The 21,104-nt window shown below is 59.8% G+C and carries 18 protein-coding genes and 1 riboswitch; of the genes, 1 reads left to right on the top strand and 17 read right to left on the bottom strand.

Going from position 1 to position 21,104, the window contains the following annotated elements; genetic code table 11:
- Positions 1-408: hypothetical protein (locus tag IH971_06800; protein MCH7497541.1), on the bottom strand; the 408-nt coding region annotated here is incomplete at its 3' end.
- 692 nt (positions 409-1,100) lie between these two features.
- Positions 1,101-1,229: riboswitch (cyclic di-GMP riboswitch) on the top strand.
- Between the two features lie 85 nt (positions 1,230-1,314).
- On the opposite strand from IH971_06800, the gene IH971_06795 reads away from it, so the two are divergent.
- A complete protein-coding gene (locus IH971_06795) occupies positions 1,315-2,172 on the top strand; it encodes a WD40 repeat domain-containing protein (protein ID MCH7497540.1) in 858 nt (285 codons plus the stop codon).
- A gap of 447 nt (positions 2,173-2,619) precedes the next feature.
- On the opposite strand, the gene IH971_06790 is transcribed toward IH971_06795, so the two are convergent.
- From IH971_06790 to IH971_06715, 16 genes are all read right to left on the bottom strand, one after another.
- A complete protein-coding gene (locus tag IH971_06790) occupies positions 2,620-3,357 on the bottom strand; it encodes a PEP-CTERM sorting domain-containing protein (protein ID MCH7497539.1) in 738 nt (245 codons plus the stop codon).
- Positions 3,357-3,731, bottom strand: a complete 375-nt coding sequence (locus tag IH971_06785) for an MGMT family protein (GenBank protein ID MCH7497538.1) — start codon at positions 3,729-3,731, stop codon at positions 3,357-3,359. The genes IH971_06790 and IH971_06785 overlap by 1 nt, the downstream gene beginning before the upstream one ends.
- A gap of 43 nt (positions 3,732-3,774) precedes the next feature.
- The gene (locus IH971_06780) at positions 3,775-4,566 is read right to left on the bottom strand and encodes a queuosine precursor transporter (GenBank protein ID MCH7497537.1); all 792 of its coding nucleotides are present in this window, start codon (positions 4,564-4,566) and stop codon (positions 3,775-3,777) included.
- Positions 4,499-4,957: a hypothetical protein gene (locus IH971_06775; GenBank protein MCH7497536.1), complete on the bottom strand. Its 459-nt coding sequence runs from the start codon at positions 4,955-4,957 to the stop codon at positions 4,499-4,501. Before IH971_06775 ends, IH971_06780 begins: the two co-directional genes overlap by 68 nt.
- A 2-nt stretch (positions 4,958-4,959) precedes the next feature.
- On the bottom strand, positions 4,960-6,018 hold the full coding sequence (locus IH971_06770; protein ID MCH7497535.1) for a divergent polysaccharide deacetylase family protein: 1,059 nt from the start codon (positions 6,016-6,018) through the stop codon (positions 4,960-4,962).
- Between the two features lie 145 nt (positions 6,019-6,163).
- Positions 6,164-7,066, bottom strand: coding sequence for a hypothetical protein (locus tag IH971_06765; protein MCH7497534.1), 903 nt, complete (start codon positions 7,064-7,066; stop codon positions 6,164-6,166).
- The gene (locus tag IH971_06760; GenBank protein MCH7497533.1) at positions 7,066-8,007 is read right to left on the bottom strand and encodes a hypothetical protein; all 942 of its coding nucleotides are present in this window, start codon (positions 8,005-8,007) and stop codon (positions 7,066-7,068) included. Before IH971_06760 ends, IH971_06765 begins: the two co-directional genes overlap by 1 nt.
- Positions 8,004-9,602 carry a hypothetical protein gene (locus IH971_06755; GenBank protein MCH7497532.1) on the bottom strand — a complete coding sequence of 533 codons (1,599 nt, stop codon included), beginning with the start codon at positions 9,600-9,602 and terminating at the stop codon, positions 8,004-8,006. Before IH971_06755 ends, IH971_06760 begins: the two co-directional genes overlap by 4 nt.
- Positions 9,602-10,495, bottom strand: coding sequence for a hypothetical protein (locus IH971_06750; protein ID MCH7497531.1), 894 nt, complete (start codon positions 10,493-10,495; stop codon positions 9,602-9,604). The genes IH971_06755 and IH971_06750 overlap by 1 nt, the downstream gene beginning before the upstream one ends.
- Complete coding sequence (locus tag IH971_06745) at positions 10,495-11,442, bottom strand: M28 family peptidase (GenBank protein MCH7497530.1); 948 nt, start codon at positions 11,440-11,442, stop codon at positions 10,495-10,497. Before IH971_06745 ends, IH971_06750 begins: the two co-directional genes overlap by 1 nt.
- Positions 11,442-17,834 (bottom strand): cell surface protein SprA, encoded by a 6,393-nt coding sequence (sprA, locus tag IH971_06740; GenBank protein MCH7497529.1) that lies wholly within the window; start codon positions 17,832-17,834, stop codon positions 11,442-11,444. Before sprA ends, IH971_06745 begins: the two co-directional genes overlap by 1 nt.
- A gap of 56 nt (positions 17,835-17,890) precedes the next feature.
- Entirely contained in the window at positions 17,891-18,508 is a 618-nt protein-coding gene (rdgB, locus tag IH971_06735) for an RdgB/HAM1 family non-canonical purine NTP pyrophosphatase (GenBank protein MCH7497528.1), read from the bottom strand.
- Positions 18,505-18,771: a EutN/CcmL family microcompartment protein gene (locus IH971_06730; protein ID MCH7497527.1), complete on the bottom strand. Its 267-nt coding sequence runs from the start codon at positions 18,769-18,771 to the stop codon at positions 18,505-18,507. The genes rdgB and IH971_06730 overlap by 4 nt, the downstream gene beginning before the upstream one ends.
- A complete protein-coding gene (locus tag IH971_06725; protein ID MCH7497526.1) occupies positions 18,768-19,040 on the bottom strand; it encodes a EutN/CcmL family microcompartment protein in 273 nt (90 codons plus the stop codon). The genes IH971_06730 and IH971_06725 overlap by 4 nt, the downstream gene beginning before the upstream one ends.
- A 145-nt stretch (positions 19,041-19,185) precedes the next feature.
- Positions 19,186-20,328: a response regulator gene (locus IH971_06720; GenBank protein MCH7497525.1), complete on the bottom strand. Its 1,143-nt coding sequence runs from the start codon at positions 20,326-20,328 to the stop codon at positions 19,186-19,188.
- Entirely contained in the window at positions 20,325-20,984 is a 660-nt protein-coding gene (locus IH971_06715) for a thioredoxin fold domain-containing protein (GenBank protein ID MCH7497524.1), read from the bottom strand. The genes IH971_06720 and IH971_06715 overlap by 4 nt, the downstream gene beginning before the upstream one ends.
- Between the last annotated feature and the right edge of the window lie 120 nt (positions 20,985-21,104).

Here is a 21,104-nt window from a genome sequence, read left to right as displayed (position 1 = left end):
ACCATGGGCGTGGGCGATCACCTTGGCGATTCTTATGAACTTTCTCTGCTGCACATCGTCAATTTCTATCAGCACCTGAATCGCCTCTGTGTCGTTGCCGTGCTGGCCGACGCCTTTTTCGTCGCCGTAGTAGAAGAAGTACATCAGATACAGGCGGTGGATGTCATTCAGTGGCACCAAGTCCATGTCCTGTATGGCGGCGCACAGGCTATCGGGGATCTCCCTGAAGTATTTGCGGGGCAACGGCTGGCGGCCGCGCAGCACGGAACATATCGGACTCAGCCAGCTCCGGTGCGCAACTTCGTAGCTCTCGGCTCTGTTGATCTGGTAGTAGGCCACTCGCCCGTCGCCATGGGCGGACTTCAGAAAGTCGGGCGCGCGCGGGATTTGCATCTTTTCCTGCAGCAAAGGTTCATCCGGGGAGGGCCATAAAACCGGGGCGCACAGCCGGCCAAGATGGCTCAATTTTACGGATTGGTCTGTGCCACTCCAGACTACGCCTGTCCGCAGCTCAGATCGGTCCTGTTCCGCGTATGTCTGCTGAACGAGCCATACCGCTAACGCAAGTGGCAGGAAGAGCGATCTTGTCATGTCACTGTAGACAGACGTGGGGTGAAGCGCCCATGTCCTCACTCTCAGGGGTAGGGAGAACTGCTGGTGTTCGAACAAGATACCGAAGTCTGGCGGGCCGAAAGAAGGCTGTGTGCAAATAAATAGTTCAGATAAGCGGAAAAAGTGCCATTAAACGGAACTTTTCGCGTTGCACGACGTTCTGCGACCAGAAACGGAGGAGCTGCAGGGTATCTATCGCCCAGACTGAGAAACTCACCCCCGAGACATGGGAGGGGTGTCTGGGATGGTAATGGTCGTGTAAGAAGCGATGCAGTCAGATCAGGCGGGCAGATATCCAGGTGACGCCCCCCAACTCAGCGAGTGCGGTAGAATGATCGTAAGTTGTTGTTTTTGCTTATGATAATGTATTTTATCATAAGTAAATGGGGTAGGCAAGGCAAGGGAGTAATTTTGGGGATGGTGAGGGTAGAAAGTAGAGGAAGGTTGTTTTCTTGATGGTCGTGGTGGACGGGAGTATATTAATGACATCTCCGAAAAGGCAAACCAAGCCGAAAGGCTGGGACGCAAAGGAGCGGGTCCTCGTCAGACCGACCTCGGGAGGGGTGAAGGGTTCGGGACAAAAAGGCCGGCCGGCACAAGATAGCCGCACTGCCGAAGAGTGTTTTGGTAGGTGCGGTTTTTTGTGAGTTGGAGTAGGAATGATCCGAGCCGTCGCGGCTCGCGGGGCGGAGGACAAGGATCATGGATACGAAGAAAGTTTTAGGTCAATTCCTGTTGCTCATGGGCGTTTGGTCTACCGCGGCTGTTGCCGGTAGTCCGGGCCGTCCATCGGTGACCTATGCGCCGGATGGGGGGATGGTCGCGGTATTGCACAACGATCCGTGGCCAGCCGGCATTCAGCTTCGCAATGCGGGTTCGCTGGCCGAACTGGACTTTATCGAAATACAATCCAATCTGATGTACGATCTGGATTTCAGTCCGGCCGGCCGGCTGTTGGCCTCAACTGGAGCGTTGGGCGTGCTACTGTGGGATCTTCACGAGTCCGCTGTCGAATCGGTGCCGCATACCCGGGGCGGCCCCGACACCGATTATACCGTTACCGGCTGGTCCATCGATTTCAGTCCGGATGGCACGCTTTTGGCCTGGGGCACCAGAGGTGGCAAAGTGCATCTGATGAACGTGGCTGAACGTCAAGAAAGAGCCGTATGGGCCGATCCGGGGATGCATGGACACATTACCCTAGCCTTCCATCCCGACGGGGGAATTCTGGCTGTGGGCAGCGATGACGGCCGCGTTCGCCTATGGGATGTGGAGAGCGGGCACGTCACTCAGATCCTAGGTGATGTGCAGGGGGCCGGCAGTGTGGCGTATTGGCCACACGCGCTGGCCTTCAGCGCCGACGGCCGCCTGCTGGGCAGCGGGCATATTCCAGTCCGGGTCGCCTTTTTCGGCTGCTTCCTTCAGATTCGCAAATGTGCCGTCTATCTTGTAATTTTGTTCGACATGCGCCCAAGTTTGCCCCATGCAGCCTTGCCCAGAACGCAGCTCTATATACCTGTCTGGGTCCTTGTCCATACCGTAATGGTACTTGATTCGTAGAAAACCGTCCAAATCCATCCATGCAATGTGTGCGCGGAGGGTCATGTTTATATCTGAAGCAAGTATTGATACCACCCGGAGTATTGCTCGAATGATTGTGTCGTCTTCATCAGTATGGGTCCTGCTTGCCCCCTTGTACTCGATAAGAACTCTTAATATGACGCTGATAGTGATGACCACTATGACAGGCACAACCCCCGCATCGATACCGATGATTATCGATATTGTAACCGTCACGATATATAACAATATTGGGAGTGCAGCTCGACGGAGTATTATGAGATGTCTCAACGTCTACATTCGATAAGAAAGGCGGGGATAGGCCTTGGGACAGAATATAATTCACTTTGCCAATTATTCCTAGACTTTGGCCGGTTCCGTTAGCATCCTAGCGATCACAATTGCAAGCTAATTGCAAGCTCGGTCAGGGAGCACCCCCTTCCATCCTTACCGTTCGGTAAATGTCACCCTCACAAGTGTATAGTATAGGCTGGTGACGGCCTCAAAGCCCGAATCGGTGCCTACCATGAGCCAGGCCGTTCCAGCGCTGCCGGTGGTGAAATTGAAGGTCATGCCCGCGCTGTCAAATGATTTAATGACGTAGACGGGGTCAGTGCAATCGGTGGTGCCGTTGGCTAGGTTACCCAGCAGAAGCACATCCGCCCCGCCTGCTGCCTGGTTGCCCTTGTCGATGTTCATCACGAGATCAGCGCCCGCCAGCACCGCCATTGGCTCCACCGTCGTCGCGCCCGCCCGGATGTAGACCGATTCGCCGGGCGATCCGCCAACGCCAAAGCAGCCGGTAGGGGCATTGGTTGCGACGTCGATCTCAAAGTGGACCTGATAGGTGGTTGCGCCCGTTAGTCCGGCAATCTGGCGCTTGACAAACATGTAGAGGTCATCGCTGTGGTTGTCACCTGAAATGTACAGGCCACCGCGAGACGGGTCCAGTGCTGCCGGCAGGGGCCGATAGCCCCATACCAGGGCAAAGCTGGGCCAGCCGGTGGTATCAGCGGGGAGATCCGCGAAACCAGCCACCCAACCCTGGTCATCGGCGGCAAAATCGAACTCGAACACCAGCGGCTCCGGCGTCGCGGGGTCGCAACCGGTCAGGGTGATGACCTGCAGCCCAAGTAACAGGGTGCGGGGCAGGATAAGCCAAAAACGCGGCCGGCAACCACCCATCAGCGCAGGTCATCCCTGGTAACGGGCTGTCCTAGGGGGGCCGCCCCAGCGGGTTTGACCCCAGCCGTCTGCCAGCCGAAACGGGCCAGATCGATTTTGTCGTGCGCATCGAAGTCAACGCCCTCAGCACGGAGGAGTGCACGCTGAAACTTTCCCGCACCGAAGCGGTTGTCCAACGAAATACGTCCCCGGGCGTTGACCACCCGGTGCCAGGGCACGTCCGAGCCGGAGGGCAGACTGTGCAGGGCATAGCCCACCAGCCGGGCCTGCCCCTTTACACCTGCCGCTGAGGCGACCTGGCCGTAGGTGGCCACCCGGCCAGCGGGAATCCGGCAGACGGCGGCGTAAATGCGGTCGTAAAGGGAAGCCGCCATACTCAGGTCCTACCGGCGGCAGTGGGTCGCGGGACGGTCCTCATCATGCTACCCGCTGGCCGCCAGCCACTTCCTCGGCCGGCTGCAAGCCCATGCGGCGGCGCAGGAGCGCCACTGACAGGTAAAGCAACGGCGTATCGGCCAGGGCCACCAGCACCTTGAAGAGAAAACCGCTTCCCAGCAAAGTCCAGAAGCGGGACCACTCAATGGCCCCGGCAACACTCAGCAGAGCCAGCACCATGCTGGTGTCCACCAGCTGGGAGAAGATGGTGGAGCCGTTGTTGCGCAGCCACAAGTGCCGGCCCCGTGTGAGGCGCTTCCAGAAGTGGAACACGCGAATATCGATAAACTGGGCCGTGAGATAGGCGGCCATGGAGGCGGCCACCGCAGGGCCGAACAGCCCGAAAACCTTGTGGAACAGCCCGTCCGAGACCGGTGACCAGTCCGGGGCGGGGAGCGCATCGGCCACGGTGACCACGGCCAGTACGAACAGGCTGGCGACAAGGCCGCTCAAGACCACCTGGTTGGCCCGCCGCTTGCCGTAAAGTTCCGAGACAATATCGGTGACGAGGAAGGTGACGGGGTAGGGAAGAATTCCGGCGGAGAGCTCGAAGGTTATCAGGCCGAACGGTGACCAGGTGAAAAACTTCTGAAAGATGAGGTTGCTCACCACCAGGGCCGCGATGAAGATGCCGCTCAGCAGCAGAAGGGTGCGCTGCTGGAACTGCAGAACCTCGGGCGAGTAGGTCTTCACAGCCGCCGGAGGACTAGCTGTCGTCACTGCTGCGCCGCCAAAGAAAGTCGTCCAGAATGAGCGCCCGCTGCAGGCAGTCATCGCCAAGGTGAGACAGGGTCATGCTGGTCTTGCCCGCATTCATGGTGATGACAAAGCGGTCATCCAAGATGGGGCAGGCGATGGGGCCGGCCTCGTCATCGAAGAGCAGGCTCTGCCCAAGCACCCGCCAGAAGCCCCGCACCAGCAGGTCGCTGCCACCCTCCAGCCAGTGGCCATAGGCCCCCTGGGGGTCGCGGAGGTGGTACAGCTGACCCGCCTGCCCTGATTCGAAAGTAAGCACGACACCGGTGCCCACAAGCGACCAACTGCCCACCAGGTCGCCGGGGGCGATGGTCTCACCGGTGGATTCGGCACAGCCAGCCATGACCAGTAGCTGGGCGGCCAGTGTTACCGTGAGAAGCCTGCCGCGGACCTGGTGCACCGTGCCCATCCCTACTCCATCAACTCGGAGATGAACACAAACTCAAAGCCCCGGTCTCTGAGCTTGGGCATTTCCTCCGCCAGCACCTCGAGGGTATTCAGGTGGCTGGCACCCACGTGGCCGATGCCGATGGCCGAGCCGGTTGATTCGGCCCAGGAGGCCAGCTCAGCCAGCTGCCTGCGGATATAGGCGGGATCGTCAACATTGTCCAGGAAGACCTGCCGTCCCAGAGCAGACACACCGTTGGACGCCATCACGTCCAGGGCGCGGGTGTCGGGCGTGGTAAAGCTGTCCACAAAGTACTTGTTCCGGCTTTTCAGCTCCCTGGCCAAGACCGCCATGAGGACCGTATCGAGTGTCGCCAGGGAACCCTCATGATTGTTGGCGCCCCTGGCTGCGGTCACTTCCTGGAAAGCCCTCCTGATTCGGGCCTGCGCTTCGTCACTATCCATGCCGTAGAGCAGAATGAACTCCTCTTCATCCCGCCCGTTGTAGTTATTCGGCTCCATGGGTATGTGAACCATCACTTCATGGCCCGCCTGCACCGCCTCGTCGGCCAGATTCTTAGAGTAACGGTGGCCTGGAATCACTGATAAAGTAAGCTTCTCCCCTAAGGCCATGAAACCGGCCGTGAGACGGTTACGTATATACCCAAAATCGTCAATGATGATGCCAATGCGCCCCCGCACAACGCCGGCCAGCATCTCGCCCTTCAAGCCCGGCGAAAAGATGAAGCGCACGACTACATGTTGCCGGGATGAGCTGAGTTCCACGTAGAGCTCCCCGCGTTCGGCGTATTTCACGGCCGAGGTCATGACCAGCCCGCGGGTCTGCATGATGCGCCGCAGCAGGAGGACGATGTCCTCGGACCTCATGCTGGGGGGGTGGCCGAACCTGATGCTGCCATCCTCCTCAACGATAGGAGAACGGGCCAGCCCGATGTCCTCCAAATCGCCGATGACATCGGCCCGCAACTGGGGTATTTCCCGGCGTACATGTCGCCGCTCGGTCATCCAGGCATAGAGCGTGTGCCAGCCAACCAGCCCCAGCGCACCCAGGAACAGTGCCACGAATAACAGCTTGAGGATTTTAGGCCTCCCCGGCCGGGATAAATCTGCCGATGGGGAAGCGCTCATCTAGGCGCGAGCAGGGGGCGCTGGGCGTGAGGAAGCATCGGGTAGCAAGTTCAGCAGTGCAGGTGAGCGCATAGCTGGCCTAGAGCCGCCGGCCGAGCGTGATCATGTGCGGCAGTCCCAAAACGCGGCTCTGATAGGCATAGGAGTAGGCCACAGCCCAGCGCCGGTACTTCCATTGAAATCCGGCCGCAAGCAGGGGGTCTTCCCCCTCCCACCGGACACTAAGGTTGAGCTGCAATACGTCGCCCGGAACATGCCATGCCGTTGTTGGAACCGGTCTGCGGGTCACCTCCCAACCCAGGTCAAGGGACACATAGCTGTTCCACAGGGGCGTTTTGACGGCCAGACCGGCACCCGCCGAGAACAAACTGCCGGGATCGCCGCCCGCCACCAGCGATTCGCCCACGCCCAGGTTATCCACTGACAGACCCCACCGCAGCCAGGGCAGCAGTTCACCCTGCCACCCGGCCGAGACCCAGAAGCCGCGGCCAGAATACTCGAATATCCGCTGGTAAGCGGCGGTCAGGCCAAAGCCCAGACGGGTGGCTCCAAGTCGCCGGCCCCAGAGATAGGTTACCGAGAGGAGACGGGCGCTGAACAGGCCCAGGGGTTCGGCCGTGGGTACCGGGCCGCGGAGCTCCAGTTCGTCCTCCACCTGGGACCTGAGGACCAGTTGAACCGGTCGGCCGTTGCGATAGCGGTGCCAGCGGACGCCAAAGCCCGCCAGATCGCCAAACATGCGCAGGTAGCCAAACTCCAACTCCTCGGATTGGGCACCCCACAGGTGGGCCGGACTCACCAGGCTGAGCGTCATGTTGCCGGGCAGGGCTCGACCGCCCCCGGCCAGTGCCAACGCCGTAGCCGACGAGGGCAAAAAACTGGCCCGCCAACCCAACGCCGAAAGGGATTGAGCCGCCACCAGGCAGACCGCGAACAGCAGAATGGCCGGCGCACATGGATGTTTGCCTTTCAGGTGGACCATCAGAAGCTGAAGAGCCAGGTAAAGAGGTGCCCCAGCCCTTCGCCCGCCTTGCCCAGCGACAGACTGTAATCCACCCGGCTATCCTGCGGCCGCCGGACCGAATAGCGCACACCCACACCGGCTGTGGGCGTGGTATGGTCCAGTCCGCCGCGGACAAAATAGCGCTCCCAAAAAATGTCCTCCACGGCCAGCTTGAAGACCGGAAAGGGGAGCTCGTAGACAATTTTTTCATTGCTGCGGAACTTGGGAAAAATCACGTCGGTTTGGCCAAAGAAGGTAAAGTGGCGCCACGGAATCCGCGCACCCACGCTGACAATGGTGGGCAGGTCGTCAACGTACACGCGCTCCCCCTGCGAGGCGGCCACCCTCCACGAGACGGCTCCGGTCACATTCTGCACCCGCAGGGCCAGATTCAAACCGCTGGGCCGGTGATAGAGCACCCCCAGATCCAGTCCAAAACCCCTTGCATCCTCCGCGCCAAGGTTGACAATCAAAACCTTGGCGTTGATCCCGATACTGAAGCTGGGACTCATGCGGTTGGCGAACGAGAGCACCACCATGCTCTCCGCATAGGTGAGCAAGTCTCCGGGCTCCCCAATGCTGTTGCGGGCCAAAATGTTGCTGTCACCGGCACGCAGGTAGCTGATGCCGACGGCGGCCGACGGGGGCAAGCCGGTTGCCAGGCTCAAACCCTGCAGGGTGCGGTCCAGAGGCAGCGCCATGTAGGACAGCCCCAGCTCCCGCCGCTGCACGTAGACCATGCTGGCTGGATTGGTGAGCGCCAGATGCCCGGCATTGATATCGGCCAGCAGCGCGCCTGCCAGCGCGCCGGAGCGTGCATCCGCCCCTAAACGGGCAAAGGCACCGGCATAGCCCCCGGTGGCCGGTCCGCCAGCCCACAAGGCGGGCACTGTCAGCGCCAGGAGCAGAATCCGCCTCATTTGATGACCATGACCTTGGTCCAGTCCTCGCGCGGGCCCAGTTTCAGGCGACAGTAATAGACCCCGTTGGCGACCTGGTGGCCGGCTTTGTTGCGGCCGTCCCACACCTGGCTGAAGTCGCCCTCCATAGGGTGCTGGCGGGCAGGAAGAACGATAACCGGGTCCATGGCGAAATCAAAAATGGCGATACGGGCCGATCTCCCTTCCAGCTCAGGGGTCACGTGGTACTGAAAGCGAACGTGCCCCCGACCATCCCGGAAGTTGTCCTCGGCAAGGTAGAAGGGATTGGGGTAGGCGTAAAAGGGGACTTCTCCTGAGTCGGCCGTGGAGACGAAACTGCGGTCAATCCGCCAGGGGGGGCCGTCGCCCTGAGTCGACGCCAGACCATCGGGAGTGCCAATCCACAAGGTGCCGTCCCGGGGGTCATAAAGGGCGCCCCAGGCCTTTTCGGCCCAGACCTGTTCGCCCGTGATTGCATCCACCGCTGATTCGAACAAGGCCCAGTTGCGGGCGTCCAGCGATTTATACAGACCGTTATCCGTAGCCGCATAGACCACGTCCCCGGAGGTGGCGAAGTTGTTGACCCGCTCGCCCAGCAGCGTCACCCGCCAAGTCAGGCCGCCGTCCTCGGTAAAACTGACCCCCCGCAGCTCACCGGCGGCCTCAGCGTTTACGGTGGCCGCCCAGATGCGCTCGCTGCCAGCGGTCACCTGCCGGTGCAAGGCCACGACCCAGTTGCCCGAGAGGCCGTGCCACTGGGCCGTAAAGTGGGTCCAGGTGATGCAGCCGCTGACCGCATCGATGATACCCTTGTTGAGCCCTGCGGCGGTGCCGACCCAGACCAGCGAGTCATAGGCCATCACAGAGAAAGCCTTGTGGTTGTGGTTGCCGCCGTCGCCGGGGTCACGCGCATTAAGGACATAGCCGGCGGGAAGACTGTCGCATGACATGGTGGAGTCCCCATCCAGCGGCAGGGCTACGGTTGACCAGCCGGTGTCGGCAGCCATATGGTAGCGCCGCAGACCGCTGGCCCAACTGGCGGCCCAGATGGTGCCCTGGGAAATGGCCACATCGAAGGTCACGTTGCGGATGGTGGTGGTGACGGCCAGCTGGTCAGCCAAGGAGTCGGCCCAAAGAAACGTGGTGAATTCCTCCCCAGGGGGGTCCTGCGGCTGGGGCACGTAGGTCCAGGTGCCGCCCAGGTCGGTGGAAAAGGCCAGCCCGGCGCCCATGACCTCGCCCATGCCGCTGATGACGGTATCCACCAGCCCCGCCACCGCCACCGTGGAATCCACCAGGTTCAAGGCCGAGATGCCGCCCCGGGGGAGGTCCGTCAGACTATCAACATAAGACAGGAAACTGGCGCCCAGATCGGTGGTCAGCGATAGACCCCTCGACGTGCCGAAAAAAAGCAGGGAGTCGCCGGCAGCTATGATATCGACGATGCCGTTGCTGGCCAGACCTGGAGACAGGAGGGTATCGGGTGGGACGAAGGCCGTGCTGGTGCCCAAGGCTTTGCCAAGACCGAACCCGGGCGGCACCTGCTGACCCCACAGTCCGCCCAGTAGCCCCAGCACCAAAAGCAGGCGCCCCACTACTGCACCACCACCGTGTGCTTGACCGTATCACTGACCGCGCCGCGAAAGTCTTTCGCCACAAAGCTGTAGATATAGGTTCCCAGCGCTGCCTCGGCCTGTAGCAGAATGATCCGGCTGAAAAGGCCGTCTACGGCAGTGGCATCGCCCCAACCGACCAAGTCGCCGTTGTCCGCTAACTCGACGGGTAGGCCGTCATTGCCCAAGGTGCTATCCGGTTTCAGGGTAAGGAAACTCACCGATCTGATGTCGCTCAGCCCATCGGGATCATCCACTACCGCCCGTATGGTGTCCACGGTAACGAAGCCCTCCGGCGGCAGTCGCAGCGTGTCGGCAGCGGAGACGCTGAGAATCACAGGCCGGATATTGATGAGGCCGAGGATAACCGATTCCTGGCTGGTGTCGCCAGAAACGATTGCCAAGAACTCGATGCGCACAAAGCCACCCGCGCCCACAGGCAACGGGGAGTCAAATTTGCTGGCATAGACACCGTCGGAGGGCAGTATGTCGCCGCCGGTGGCGCTATCCAGCAGGCTGGAGGCGGCAAGTACCGAATCGGTGCCCAGCGAATCCGCCAGCGCACCAGTGGCCAGATACAGTTCGACCCAGATGCTGGGGGGCTCGCTGTCCTCCTGGGGTAGGGTCACCGTAACCGCGGCATAAAAGCTGTTGTCCCGGTCGTCAAAGGTGGCCTGAGGAGCGGACAGAACCGGGAGCTCCCCTTGCGGCTCCACGCTCACAAACTCGCAGGCCGGCGTCAGCACTGTCGCCAGCGCAGCCACCACTATCCATCGCATGCGGAGGCTCATGAAGAGGGCAATATAGGTTCGATTGCTGTGCTCCCTCAATTTGTTTCTCCCGGCAGCGTGCGCGGCGGCTGGTGCGCGCTGCATCAGGGCCGCTCGCTGTAAACCAAGGTGGTCACCACCGTCCCCACCGCCTCCAGGCTCTCCGGAGAGCATTTGTCAGGGGTATCCTGCAGGGTATGCCAGTAATTGGTCTGCGTATTGGGATAATCGAAGTCGATGATATCCACCGTGGGAATGCCGGCCTCCAGGAAGGGCATGTGATCGTCGTAGATGGCCGGCCCCACCCGCGCCTGAAACTGGGTGTAGCCCAGCTCCGCGGCCAGTGACCAAATCCGCTGCACAATACTGCGGGCATCCCTCCAAGAGTGGTATTCCATGGGCAGGGTGAGCTCGGCATCACCCACCATGTCCAGCAATACGGCGTAGCGTGGCAGGGTACCTCCCAGCAGACGCGCCATCTCGGGGACAAAGGCCTTGGCGCCGAGGCCAAAGTTAGCCACATCGCCAGAGCGGCCCACGTCCTCCGCATCGACAAACAGAAGGTCCACACCCACAGGCGGGGTATCCTGGTCCATAATCTGCGCCAGGGTCAACAGCACCGCCACCCCGCTGGCCCCATCGTTGGCGCCAAGTATGGGCAAGTTTCGGTTGGCTGGATCGTCATCCTGGTCCGCTAGTGCGCGGGTGTCGTAATGGGCCAGCAGCAGCAGGTGGCTCCGCGCCGCGGCATTGAAGCGGGCCACGATATTGGTGATGTGCAAGGGGCCGTCCTGGTAGGGATGGGGCCTGCTGACCCGCTGCAAGATCACCTCGTCCGCCAGGGGTTCCAGGAACTCCTGCAGAAAGCGGACCATGGCTGCATGTCCCTCAGAGCCGGGCTGCCGGGGTCCCAGCGCCACCTGCCGTTCCAGCAGCCGGAAGGCCTCGCGGCCGTCGAAGTAGGGCGCCTGCTGACCACACGCCACACTCACTCCCAAAACCAGCCAGCTGGCCAGCAGCAGCCGCAGGCGGCTGGCAACGGCGGATGACACTATGAGCCCCTGATGGCGATGTTCATATCGAATCCAAACTTGCGGTCGATCTGGCGGCCCGTAAGAATACTGAAGCGCTCGCTGTAGGTAAAGTTGAAGCTGCCGGTCACTTTGTCGGTGAAGCTGTAAGTGATATACGGCTTCACGGACCAGTTCTCCCGCTCATCCTTCAAGGCATAAGCGACCGCCACTCCCTTGCGTTCCTCAGCCAGGGACCGGCTGAAGTCAAATTCCAGGTTAAAGTTGACCGTGTTTTGCAAGTTGAAATCGCGGAAGAAGGGTAGGGGAATGGTGAGTCCGCCCCGGTGTTGATACGAGGCGGTAGCCGTAATCTGGCGGCTGGTGTTTTTGCTGTCGCCCGTCTCAGCGCGCTGCAACGTGAGGGTCTGACTGGCACGGACGTTGGCGGAAATTCCATTGGTGAAGTTAATTGTGAGGCCGATCAGGGGCTGCAGCTGCCGGGTGTACTTATCCACGGGCGTCCGGCTGTTCTGGATGCTTCTAGTATGACTGCCCTGGTGATTGTGATCCAGACTGACCTTCCAACGGATTTTATTGAGCAACGGGAGCTTCTCAAGGTTTGACCAGCGGAGACTCCAGTTAACGAACGGGAAGCCCACCTTGTCCGCATCTCCCAGCAGGAGAAAGTCTTCGGAGCGGTTAACGATGGACGAGCCGATGCGGCGTGTCCTGGACCACTTTCTAGTATGTGACAGATTTAGATTGATGGAGCGGGAGAGGTTCAGGCCAGACCGCCAGGAGATATCCTGGTTCTCGGCCTTGGTGGCCTGACTGAATTTGCCGGTACGGGTCGTGTCCGAAGGGAGGCCGGACTCCCTGCTGAAAGCCAGCCGGTAGGGGTAGCCCGGTTGTCCCAGGGCTGCCGGTTCGCCGCCGCTGCGGTTGTAGGTATAGTTGAAGGAGATAGGCAACACCTTGCCGGCAGCGGCATGCAGGGCTTTGAGCAGAGCCTTAAGCTGCGGGCTGGTTATTTCGCGCTGCTTTTTCTCAGGTGTGGCCTGTTGGGCGGTACTGCTGCGGCCACGGCTACGGCCTCGCCGCCCGGCTGAGGTCTTGGGTTTGCCAGCCGGCTTGTACACCAGCTCGATGATATCGGTGAGCTTCAGGGTCACATTGCCGCTGACACGTCCCTGGGTCGTAATGCGAGCCCCAGTTGAATCCTCCTCGAGAGGGGCGTTCTTGTTCCAGCCATATCGGGCCTGATAAGCAAATTTAGGCTTGAACCAGCGCACCAGATCAGGATTGTAGCTGGCCGAAAACTGCTCGGTGAAAATTCGGGGCACGCCTGGATCCAGAGTTCGTAGCGCTTCCAACTTGTTCTCGCGGAATGCGTTAAGCACGCTGTTGGACGTCCGTGTATAGTCGGTGCTGAAGCGATCCGTGAGCCGATACCGGGCCTTAACCGAGCGCGCCAGATTGAAGTTGTAGGTGTCCAAAACAGTGTCTTGCCGGGCGCGGGTCACCCTTTCGGTGAGGGACTCAGTTACATTCGCCGTGAAGTTCAGCTGGGTGGGGGCATAATAGAGCCTGGTATCCTTCAATCGCTCGCCCAACCAGGGCAGCCGCGCCAGCGCCTTGAAGGGCTGTATATAGTTCTCATCGCTAAACTTGATGGGATAGGCGAGCTGTCCGCTCATATTGGTGACGGTATTGGCGGCGATAAGCGTGGTGGACTCCTTTTTGCGGGCCAGCGTTACGCTCCCCTGGAGGCGGTCGAACGTCTGCCGCACCAGCCAGCGCTTGCTGCGCGTCGATTTGGCAAAACTGGACTTGAACGTCATTTGATTACTACGCGATTGAATCGAATCCGGTGCCGTGCGAATGCTCCCTGCCAGGATGTCTTTGCCGGGCCGGTACTTAGGCGATCTGATGGAACTGGTGTAGTTCAGGCTGACGGGGAACCGAACTCCCAAGGAAGGGGGCAGGAACAGGTGGGGATTGAAGGTCATATCGGCTCGCCAGGTCTCGTTGGTCAAGGCATTGCGTGCGATACGCTCCTGAACGGTATGGAAATCTGCGTCCCTCCGGGCGTAGTTAAATGAGGTGGTGAGCAAATCAGCAAAGTTCAGCGCCGCGCTAAGCCGCACCGCCACCCCGCGGTCCTTCCGCACCTTAGCCAGCCGCAGTTCGTCCAGCATCACCTGGCCCTTAATGGTCTCGGAGTGCTCATTAATGATGCCCACCGTGTACCGGGCAATGCGCTCCAGTGATGGGTCGCCCTTGATGTACACCTCCATGCCTGTGTCTAAGTCGAGGTAGCCGGGTATGGTGTCCGTCCCCACATATATGGTGGTATCTGGAGTTGCCCGTAACTTCAGGGCGGAGATGGCCGGCATGTTCAGGCTGATGTGATTGCGGTCGTCCCAGCCGGGATAGACCGGTTTGCGCACCTCGTAGTATTTTTCGTTTTGGTCCAAACCCTCCCCTAGCCGGAACCAGAACCAGACCGAGGTGGCTTCCCTGGTCATCGCTTCCTTGTTGGCAGCGCCGAAAACGAACATCTCCATAGTATTGTAAACGAGGAAGGTGCCCCGCTGCTTGGGCACGGATTTTTTGACGGCTCCCTTGAACCCCGGCGGGATGCCCGCCCGGCTGAAATCCAGCACTAGCGACTGCTCGCGCAGCTTGATATCATTGAGCCGGTCAAACTCGCCCTGGACACCCGGCGGCGACTCGTAATCTGCGTTGTCCTCGCTATTGGCCACAGTTACGGCCAACGTCGCCGCCGAATCGACCACCACATAGTCCTCCGTGCCACTGGGGGCCAGACCCAGCTCCTCCCACTCGTTGCCGACGAATTCGATCTTCGCGATCTGCAACCTGCCGGTCAGGCCTCGCGTACCGGAATCCGTGAAACCGTCCAACCACAACCGCAGGTGCTTGACGTTGTCCCAGCTCACCGACTTCACGCCCTCCGGCACAAAATCGGGCAGCGGAATACGAAACAGGCGCCACCCGGTGGGCACACCATTGCTTTCGGTAGCCGAAATCATCAGGGATGCGTCAAAATCCGGGTGGTTGGGATCCAGCTGAATGCCGTAGGTAAAGTAGTTGTCCAGGGTCTCAGGGATGGGCCCCCCCAGGCCATCCAGGTCCTCGGTATCGGGGTAACTCCCTTCCTGAATCTGGCTGTTGCCTTGGGTGCCGTTCAGGTTATCATTGCGTTCCCGACTTGGATCGCTGGCCCTTGTGTTGAAAAAATTGTCACCATTGGGATCGTCCTCGTCGGCCCAGGGCACCTGCGGTCCATCGTAGATGCCGTCGTAGAGTCCGGCGTAAATCTGCTCCGCAACCGAGACGGGGTCCTGGTCAAAATCACCGTCACTTTTCCCTTGCGCATCCACCAGCAGGCAGCCCCCCATGCCGTCTTCGAACTCGTCCGGGCAGCCATCCAGCCCCACATCTTCGCCCGAGTCCAACAGCCCATTGCCTTCGCTGAAACCCGCCACGGGCCGGTCCTCTGTATCGATCAGTTCATTGCCGTTGATGTCCTCGCTGATGCTGCCCACGTCCACATGCAACCGGCCTTGGGTGCCCTTGACCCAGATCTCGAAGAACTTGCTCAGGGTCTGATCATAGTCACCCGCCAGCAGCGGGTAGGTGATCCCGCCCCACAGGGCTTCGGTGACGGGTCCCGCCACCGCCTCCGGCACCTCCTCGAACAGGGCGTCCACCACCAGAACCGTGGTGGTCAGGTTGCGGGCACGGAGGGATGTCTCCCGATTGGGCCAGATATCCCTGACGTTCACATCCACGTAGGGGTTCCACCAGGCCAGCCTGCGTCGGTCCCCGGCCCGTTTATCCACGGGCGTCGAAGAGAAGCGCCACGACCGGTAGATCAACGACGGGCTGGTAACGCGCTTGGCGGCCTCAAAATCATCCACGTAGGCGGTGCCCAGTGGGTTGGGATTGGGCAACACCTGGGCAAATTCGCCATCCAGGCGAAACTGGCTGGCGGCGCTGGTCTCGACGAAGGGCAGCCGGTCCACCAACCGGGTCAGGAAGGGCGCCTCCCGGGCGATGCGGCCGTTCAGGTCCCACAACATGTTCTGAATGGGCTCGGAGCCCACATCCACGCGCTCATCCACGATGGACTGATTATAGTACAGCCCGGTCAATCCAAGAAATGAATTCTGCCCCAAGTCAATTTCGGCCCGGCTTCCCAGCATCACCTTCTTGTCGAACGAAACCAGCTGGTTCTCCTCATAGTCAATCGTGATTTCGGGGTTGGCGCCATATTTTGACATGTCCAGGATCGTCAGCGTGCCGGTGAAGTAATCGATATCGTAGTCCCGGTCCCGATCCAGGGGGTTGCCGTTGATAAAGACGGTTTCGCTGCCCTCCACCAGGTTAAAGCCGAGACTATACTCGCTGGCGCCCAAACCAGACTGTTTCACCGCGATATCGAACCGTGAGGCGGCCGCCCGATCATTGGCGTTCTGCCGGTAGTAGATGGCCGGCACATCCCAGGTGTTGTTTTCGTTGAAATCCTCCCCCGGGTCCTGTCTGAAGTTCTGGTTGGGATCTTCCAGCTCGTAACCGTAGAGTTCTTCGATGGCTGGGTGGCTGGTAGCAACGCCAGGGATGGCGGAATAGGCAAAGGGCAGCAAAGCCGGAAAATGCAGTTCCCCCTGAGCTAGATTGACGACGTTGGGATTGCCCAGATCGATCATCTCATCGGGTTCGCTGTCACCGTTTTGGTTTAGCACATCCAGGCCAAAAATTGAGAGAAAGCTTTCCCCGCTGGTGAACCGGTCGTCGTTCCCGGTAGGTCCCTTGCGATCGATGACGGTGACCTCAAAGCCTTCCGGATTGATATTCACGCCGCCCAGACTGTAGACGTTCTTGAACCCCAGCCGCCATGTGGGGTGGCTGGCTGTCTGTCCCAGACCCTTGATGAGTTTTAGCCTCAGCGCCGGTGAGTCCGCGGCTTGTTCGCCCACAGTACCGATGGTGTCGCCATTAGCCAAGGCATAGGCCACTGCGATGGCATCATAGTCGCCTGCGGGGCTCCTGAGCCGAATCCAGCCCAGCTGGGGATCAAAAGTGTAATCCTGGTTCAGAGTGAGCAGCTCAAAGTGCCCTGCCACTTTGAAACTGGCTGAGATGGTGATGCTGCCGGGGTCCACGTAGGCCGTGCCCTGATAGGTCTCCGAGGTCTCCCTGATTGTGCGGTAGACATCCAGCCGCGTGACGAAGCGGTCAGGATTCGCGAGATGGATACCGTCGGGGATACCCGGCAAGGCCTTGGTTAGCGGGTAGTAGTCTTGCCTGAAGGTACTGTCGAGAAAGAAGTAACGGTTCTTCATGTACAGCATGTCGGTAATAACATACTCCTGGCCCAATTTGTTGGATTTGCTCGACTTCCGTGACCGCTCAATCGATGCGACCGTGGTAAGATCCACGGGCCCCAGTTTGGCCAGGGCCTTGATACCGAACAGGCCGTTGCTCATGCCGCTGCCGCCAGTGGCGAATTGGGTACCCGGGAGGGACAGTGATATATTGCCGGCGTCAATCCGCTGCAGGATCTCGTCCTCATCGCCGGTATAGGCGATCTTCATGGCATTTTCCCATTCGAAGTCATTCTCGCTATCCTGATGAACAAGTACCGAAATACGATCCCCGATGGTGCCCTCGATGTCGAAGCGCTGCTTCTGATCCACCAGGAAATCCCAGTTCTGATCGGCCCGAAAATTGGTGAAACTCTTTTCCCGGTTCTTAAACGACAGGCCGCCGTTGATGGCTACATTGCCCGAAACCCGCAGGGACACCCGCTGCCCGGCGATGTCGGCGCCGAGCAGCTCGATGGTGCCTCGACGCTGCGTACGGGACTCACCCACCGGTTGCAGTTGGGCGCTCAGCTTCTTTAGAGTCATGTCCCGGAAGTTAGCCTCGCCGCGACTGGCGACGTACCAGTCCAGGGGGGCTGTGGAGGGAAGCTTCGTGGGCGTGCCGTCGTGCTCCTGGTAAAATGTGATCTGCGCGCCCGCAGCATCAATGCCCCACTCCCGGCGCAGCGTGTTGGCTGGCCAGCTGATTGCCCCCCCTGCCCGGCGCAGAACATCACGCGCATCCTCGAGGGAGAGGGTCAAGGTCAGTACGGCGTCCCCGACGCTTACCTCTGCCTGGGCGGAGTCGGGCGGCGGGACCCGGGCCTGGGTGCTGGAGTCTGTAGGGACCGACCAAGACCACCCCACGAGGGCTAGCCCTCTGGGCGGCGGCGGTGGAATGGGAACAGCGATAAACCTGTGCAGGATATCGGGCGGCTGGATTGGATGGGTGTAGACCGAGTCCTCAACCGCCCCCAAGAGAAATTGGGAGCCGCTTAAGAGAAACAGAACACCCCTGTAAAGCGCACGCGGCCGGATCACCTGCCCGCTCCTGATACTCGTTCGTTAAGCCAACAAAAAAACCGGTATCAGTGAATCTAGGCGGTGATCTCCTTAATTTCGAGTGTGGACATGGCGCGGGCGAGCTTGCTGTACAGCGCCCGGAAGGCCCGTCCGCGGTGGGAAAGATGCTGCTTCTGCTCAGCCGTCATTGCGCCAAATGTTATGGCCGCGCCAAGGGGGTGAAAGACCGGGTCGTACCCGAAGCCTTGCTCTCCCTGGGGAGCCGTGGCGATGACTCCTTCAATGACGCCCTCGGCCGCCACCTCCCAGCCCTCGTCCAGGTAGACAGCACAGGTACGGAAGCGGGCCGTACGCTGATGCTCGGGAACCGCCTCCAGGGCCTGCAGCAGCTTCTGCCAGTTTTGACGGTAGGTAGCCCGCGGACCGGCGTAGCGCGCAGCATGAATCCCTGGTGCGCCGCCCAGAGCATCCACCTCCAGGCCGGTATCATCGGCCAGTGCCGGCAGACCGGTCGCCCTGTGCGCCGCCTGTGCCTTTAGCAAAGCGTTCTCCTGTAAACTTGTTCCCGTTTCCTCAACCAACCCGGCTGCCGGGAAGTCCGCCAGGTTCAATAGCTCCACGGGCAGAGCGCTGAAAAGAGCCCGTATTTCACGGAGCTTATCAGGGTTCCGGGTGGCCACCACCCACTTCACAGGTCGATCCTGTCCACATGACCCACGATGGTAGCATCCAGGGCCGTAAACTTCCGATCAAAGGGAAACGAGGCCTCCTTGGAGGTTACGTAGTAGACCAGATCGCCCTCCCCCGCCTGCTGGCTGTCGGCCGCCACCAAGGTCGAGCCCACGTCGGAGCCATCTACCAAGTCCATCGGCTGGAGCACAAGGAACTTTAACCCTTCAAGATCGGGCAATTTGCGGGTGGCCCATACCCGCCCGGTAACGCGTGCCAGATTCACGGCTCAAAAAAATCCACTTCGTCAACGATCGCCATGATCACTGTATCCACCGGCTTGTTGTGGGTGAGGGGCGTCATTCTGGCGGAACTCCCGCTAGCACATAGTACCAGCTCGCCCGCCCCAGCACCGACCGAATCAACCGCAATAGTGAATCCAGGCTTGGCCTTGAGCTGCTCGTCAACTGGGCTGACGACCTGCATCTTAAGTCCCTCAAGTTTCTCGTCCTTTTTGGTGGCCCAGACGGTACCGATAACCCGTCCTAGAAACACGTCAGCTGCTCCGCGAGGTCCATAGCGCCAATGTTAGGCTGCCGGCCTATCGCTGTCAATGGGATTCCCACGAGGGAGAGAGCGGCCAGCCTGAGGGTGGTATGGGGAGTTCGCGCCAGCTAACGCGGCCCAACGCGGACGACAATCAGGAATTGGACTGTGCAGCCTGCATACGAATACAGAATCGGTTGCCGACAGCGCTGTCGGCCTTGCCAGATCCGCTCGCCAGCCACAGGTCGCCATCCATGCGCTGCATAAGGCTTAGGGCCACCGTCAGGCCGAGGCCGAGGCCCGGAGCTGCTTTGTGTTTGGGAAGGCGAACAAAGGGCAGGAACAGCGTAGCCCGAATTTCCTTGGGGATGCGCTCACCCTGATCTTCCACCTCAATTTGGACGCTGCCATCATTGGACAGGAAGCAGCGTAAGGTTACTTTACCGTTGGGTGGTCCATACTTGCTGGCGTTGTCCACAAGGTTAAAGAGAACCTGCTGGACGGCGGCTGAGTCAACCATTACCATGGGCAACTGATCGGTGATTTCTTCCACCAGCTGTAGATTGCGCTGTTCAAGGATGGGCCGCCAACTATTGCTGATCTGGGCGATGATCTCTCGCGGGTCTTCCTCCTCAAGCCGAATAATCCACTCCCCGCTGTCAAGTTTGCTCAGGTTTTCGATGTTTTCCACGAGATACAGGAGACGGTTGATGTTCTCATCAATGGCCTCCATGTACTGCTGCTGCTTGGTGGACATTTCGCCGCCGAATCCCTCCCGGAAGAGGTGGGCAAATTCCTTTAGAACTACTACTGGAGTTTTGATCTGATGGCCCGCTTCGTAAAAAAAATGCTTCAGCTTCGCTTGGTCCACCTGCCGGTGTTTCAGCGTTTCATTTTCCTGCAAGGTCCGGAGGAACCGCTCATATTTGCCGAGAATAAAGTCCAGCTCCGCGAAGGTAATCGGTTTGGACAGGATTTCATCGACGCCGTACTGAATCAATTCGTCGGTGGAAGCGGGCGGCATACCCGACATGACGACCGCCACCAACTCAGGCCTGACTCGCTTGGCACGCTGAACCAGCTCGAAGCCACTCAGATCAGGGAGTGTCCGGCCGATCAGGGCCAGATGGTATTGACCATTGGCAAATAATTCCATCGCCTCGGCACCGTTCTGCGCCATTTCGACACGGTATGCTTTAGCAGTCAGGTATTCGCTCAGATAGGACCTGATATCTGGCTCGTCGTCGACCACAATAATACGTAGCGGCGCGGTGCGGTTCTGGCCATTGTTCATCATCGTTGCAACGGGAAATACAGGCGCAAGGCGAGCTGAGCGTGATCGACTGACACATCCAGATTACCCTCGTGATTCCGTAGGATACCGTAAATTGAGGCCAGGCCAAGGCTCATCGGTTCACCGGTATCGAACGCAAACGGGTTCATGAATGCTGTTGCTTCCGGCTGGTCATAATCCGAGAGCGATATGGTTGCCTGCACGCAAGCATACGAGCCCGGCTGGCTGTCGAGCACCACCCGGTAACGTTCTTCCGCTTCTGCCCAGTGGCGCGTCGCGAGCATGCTCGCCGCATCTTCCACAGCCTGGTCGGCTTCGGTAGGGGCGATCTCCTTCAGGAACTCGCGCACGCGCGGCTCGGGTTGCGCTCCCACAAATTCACTGACGACTTTGCCATCGCGGAAAGCCTTCACCGCCGGGATGCCCTGAACGCCAAAGCGCAATGAGAGCTGCGGATTTTCATCCACGTTAACCTTGGCAAGATAAAAAGCTCCGTCGCTTTCGTTCGCCAGTCGTTCCAGGGTCGGACCCAGCACGCGGCAGGGCCCGCACCATGGCGCCCAGAAATCGACGACGACCGGTGTCTCTTCCGAGCGCCGGATTACGTCATTTTCAAAAGTTGCTTCAGAACTATCGTAAATATACTCTGTTGTTGTCATGCATCAATCTCCAATTGAGATTTAACGATTTTACCACCGGTAGGAATGCCGGCCACTATTCTCCCATTTCTGTATAAGATTCACATATACAGCCTAATAATCCAAGAGCCACCGAATCTT

This window comes from Candidatus Neomarinimicrobiota bacterium (genome assembly GCA_022560655.1).
Classification (GTDB): domain Bacteria; phylum Fidelibacterota; class Marinisomatia; order SCGC-AAA003-L08; family TS1B11; genus JADFSS01.
The sequence above is the reverse complement of the archived record's forward strand: the minus strand, read 5'-3'. Positions and strand labels throughout refer to the sequence as shown.